The sequence below is a fragment of the Flavobacterium cheonanense genome (assembly GCF_039539185.1).
Lineage (GTDB): Bacteria > Bacteroidota > Bacteroidia > Flavobacteriales > Flavobacteriaceae > Flavobacterium > Flavobacterium cheonanense.
The window spans coordinates 1-3518 of sequence record NZ_BAABCT010000004.1; the positions used below are offsets into that span (position 1 = coordinate 1).

The window sequence follows — 3518 nt, forward strand, 5'->3', positions numbered from 1 at the left end:
AAGCAGGATTCACATTAATCGTGTTGTACATGTATTGAGTGTACTGAGCATCTTGCTGTGAATAACTCACAAGGCTCATTAACAACATAGCGAAAAGTATTATTCTTGTTCTCATTTTTTGGGTGTTATAAATAACAGAGGATAAATAAATATCCTCTGTTATGGATTATCTAGATAAGTATAAATAGCCGTTTTTAGTTACATAATTACCTTCTATAGTTTTGTATTTCAAAATGTAGAAGTAAGTTCCTGTTGGTAATTCTGCAGATTGATTAACTGTACCACGTCCCTCAGATAAACCTGTAAATACTCTGTTTCTATTATCGTAGTTAGTAGTATCAAATACTTTAACTCCCCAACGGTTGTATATCTCAACAGTATTCTCTGGGTAACAATCTAAGTTAGTAATGTTTTCAATTACAAAACTATCATTCATAGTATCTCCATTTGGTGTTACTGCATTGTAAATATTTAGAGTAACACAATTTTCTACAGTACAAACTCCTTTATCAACTGGAATTGTCACTTCAAATACTCTTGGGCAATCCGGATCATTAGTTTCATATCTAACAATATAACTTCCATTCGCTAAATTCAACGGAGTAAACACACCATTTGTGAAGTCTAAAGCACCTGAGCTACTAACATCAGTCCATGTACCACCAGTTGGTTGTGTACCAAATTGTAAGTTAATGATTGATAATACATCTACTTCAAGATCAATATCAACTGTACATTGAGTATCAGTTGTAAGAACTTGGAAATAGTTTGGAATTGTTACATTAACTGTTTGCATAAATGTATCTCCGTTTCCACAAGCATCTGTTACAGTCCATGTTCTTACTATTGTGTACGTTCCGTCAGAAGCAACTGTTGAAGTTGTTTCATTAGTCACAACAGTAATTGGTGTGCTTGAACAAGCATCGGTAAATACTAATTGAGGTACTGCTGGAATTGCACTACAAGTAGCATTTAAAACAGTTGGGAATGGTGTCACTACTGTCGGAGCTGTTGTATCTTGAACAGTTATTGTTTGAACGTGAGTTGTAGTTAATCCACAAAGATCTGTTGCAATCCATGTTCTTGTTAGAGTATAACTTCCTGCACATGTTCCTGCTGTAGTTACTTCGTTGTAAGCTACTGTTGCTGTTCCACAGTTGTCAGTTGCAGTTAATACTACCGCTGTTGGTACTGCTGAACATTCTACAGTTACATTAGCTGGTAAAGCTTCTACGAAACTTGGAGGTGTTGTATCTTGAACAGTGATGGTTTGAACGTGAGTTGTAGTTAATCCACAAAGATCCGTTGCAATCCATGTTCTTGTTAATGTATAACTTCCTGCACATGTTCCTGCTGTAGTTACTTCGTTGTAAGCTACTGTTGCTGTTCCACAGTTGTCAGTTGCAGTTAATACTACTGCTGTTGGTACTGCTGAACATTCTACAGTTACATTAGTTGGTAAAGCTTCTACGAAACTTGGAGGTGTTGTATCTTGAACAGTGATGGTTTGAACGTGAGTTGTAGTTAATCCACAAAGATCCGTTGCAATCCATGTTCTTGTTAATGTATAACTTCCTGCGCAAGTTCCTGCTGTAGTTACTTCGTTGTAAGCTATTGTTGCAGTTCCACAGTTGTCAGTTGCAGTTAATACTACTGCTGTTGGTACTGCTGAACATTCTACTGTTACATTAGCTGGTAAAGCTTCTACGAATGTCGGAGCTGTTGTATCTTGAACAGTTATGGTTTGAACGTGAGTTGTAGTTAATCCACAAAGGTCAGTTGCAATCCATGTTCTTGTTAATGTATAACTTCCTGCACATGTTCCTGCTGTAGTTACTTCGTTGTAAGCTATTGTTGCAGTTCCACAGTTGTCAGTTGCAGTTAATACTACTGCTGTTGGTACTGCTGAACATTCTACTGTTACATTAGCTGGTAAAGCTTCTACGAAACTTGGAGCTGTTGTATCTTGAACGGTGATGGTTTGAACGTGAGTTGTAGTTAATCCACAAAGGTCAGTTGCAATCCATGTTCTTGTTAATGTATAACTTCCTGCACATGTTCCTGCTGTAGTTACTTCGTTGTAAGCTACTGTTGCTGTTCCACAGTTGTCAGTTGCAGTTAATATTACTGCTGCTGGTACTGCTGAACATTCTACAGTTACATTAGCTGGTAAAGCTTCTACAAATGTCGGAGCTGTTGTATCTTGAACAGTGATGGTTTGAACGTGAGTTGTAGTTAATCCACAAAGATCTGTTGCAATCCATGTTCTTGTTAGAGTATAACTTCCTGCGCAAGTTCCTGCTGTAGTTACTTCGTTGTAAGCTACTGTTGCTGTTCCACAGTTGTCAGTTGCAGTTAATACTACTGCTGTTGGTACTGCTGAACATTCTACTGTTACATTAGCTGGTAAAGCTTCTACGAATGTCGGAGCTGTTGTATCTTGAACAGTTATGGTTTGAACGTGAGTTGTAGTTAATCCACAAAGGTCAGTTGCAATCCATGTTCTTGTTAATGTATAACTTCCTGCACATGTTCCTGCTGTAGTTACTTCGTTGTAAGCTATTGTTGCAGTTCCACAGTTGTCAGTTGCAGTTAATACTACTGCTGTTGGTACTGCTGAACATTCTACAGTTACATTAGCTGGTAAAGCTTCTACGAAACTTGGAGCTGTTGTATCTTGAACGGTGATGGTTTGAACGTGAGTAATATCATTACCTGATGCATCAGTCAATGTCCAAGTTCTAATTATTGTATAATTACCAACACAAGATCCAGGGTTTATTGTTTCATTGAATGTAACATTAGCAAGACCACAAGTGTCAATACCTGTTAATGTTGGAGCAGTTGGTACTGCTGAACATTCTACAGTTGTATTTTGCGGTAGAGAGCTTGTCCAAGTTGGATCAGTTGTATCAGTAACATTAATAGTTACAGAAGCTTGATCACATAGGTTTGGTATCGTTACACTACAAATTGAGTATGTAAATGTGTATGTACCTACAGCTATTCCACTTGTTAAATTAATATTTCCATTATTATCAATACTAATATTTGGATAACTACCTGTTAAGATTGTTAAATTAACTTGGCTATTAGTACTTGTATTTACTAATGTAGTTCCAATTGTGTCATTATTTAAAATGTTTCCAATAACTATATTATTATCACATGAAACATTATTGAATGTGTCATTAACAGCATTAATTATAGGTGTTATAGTACACGTAGTACAAGTTGGGTCAATTGGAGTACAATTAGTACAAGGAGTTGGATCAGTAGAAGTTCCAGTTACCGGAGGTCCAGAAGGAGGTGTTCCAGTAGCTGTCGCTAAGTTGTCTATTTGACCAGCATCAATGTCAGCTTGAGTAATAGTGTGAACCGCAGTGAATGTAGTTGAATTAGAAGCACCTACAGCAAGAGTTGCTAAAGGACCACCAGTTACTACCGCATTAACGTCAGTTACAGTTATGTTAGTAAGAGTTACGTTACCCGTATTAGTTACTACGAAGTTGTAAACA

General features: G+C 37.1%; 1 protein-coding gene and 1 pseudogene. Both read right to left on the reverse strand.

Features of this window, described 5'->3' with window-relative positions; all coding sequences use genetic code 11:
• Positions 1-115, reverse strand: a pseudogene (locus tag ABD766_RS14955) (PorP/SprF family type IX secretion system membrane protein); the annotation flags it as partial.
• Positions 116-166: 51 nt separating this feature from the next.
• Positions 167-3518, reverse strand: a 3352-nt coding sequence (locus tag ABD766_RS08365; RefSeq protein WP_344816248.1) for an HYR-like domain-containing protein, incomplete at its 5' end; no start/stop codon positions are given.